The 583-nt window shown below is 56.3% G+C and carries 2 tRNA genes and 2 rRNA genes; all 4 read right to left on the bottom strand.

The window, feature by feature from the left end:
* Positions 1–111: ribosomal RNA gene (locus tag CHL76_RS16725) — 23S ribosomal RNA — on the bottom strand; the annotation flags it as partial.
* A 118-nt stretch (positions 112–229) separates the two neighbouring features.
* Positions 230–305 (bottom strand) — tRNA-Ala (locus tag CHL76_RS16720).
* 9 nt (positions 306–314) lie between these two features.
* A tRNA-Ile gene (locus tag CHL76_RS16715) sits at positions 315–391 on the bottom strand.
* A 111-nt stretch (positions 392–502) separates the two neighbouring features.
* Positions 503–583: ribosomal RNA gene (locus CHL76_RS16710) — 16S ribosomal RNA — on the bottom strand; the annotation flags it as partial.

Genomic DNA, 583 nt, shown 5'->3' with positions numbered 1-583 from the left:
ATCTCCGGATCAAAGCTTACGTACAGCTCCCCGGAGCGTTTCGCCGTTCGTCGCGTCCTTCATCGGCTCCTAGTGCCAAGGCATCCACCGTGCGCCCTTTTCTTCTTAACCACTCGATACGCGGTCATTCTTCGACGCGGCCGCCGGTCCGTAAACCGGTGGCCTTGTGTTGCTTGTGTGTGTTGGTCTCGGTATTCGGTTGTCAAGGTCCTACGTTCGGTAATAAATATGGTGGAGCCTAGCGGGATCGAACCGCTGACCTCCTGCGTGCAAAGCAGGCGCTCTCCCAGCTGAGCTAAGGCCCCGAGTTATAATGGTGGGCCTGAGTGGACTTGAACCACCGACCTCACGCTTATCAGGCGTGCGCTCTGACCAACTGAGCTACAGGCCCATTACAAACTCCAACTATAATAGGGTGATATGTAGTTGAATTGTTCTCTCAAAAGGAAAGCCAAGCCAGGCCCCTGCCCGGTCCCTGCGGGACCGGGGTCATGCTCCATAGAAAGGAGGTGATCCATCCCCACCTTCCGGTAGGGATACCTTGTTACGACTTCACCCCAATCATCTGCCCCACCTTCGGCGG

It is taken from the genome of Marinococcus halophilus, from assembly GCF_002265875.1.
GTDB classification, from domain to species: Bacteria; Bacillota; Bacilli; order Bacillales; family Marinococcaceae; genus Marinococcus; species Marinococcus halophilus.
Note: the sequence above shows the minus strand (reverse complement) of the source record. Positions and strands in the feature narration are given on the sequence as shown.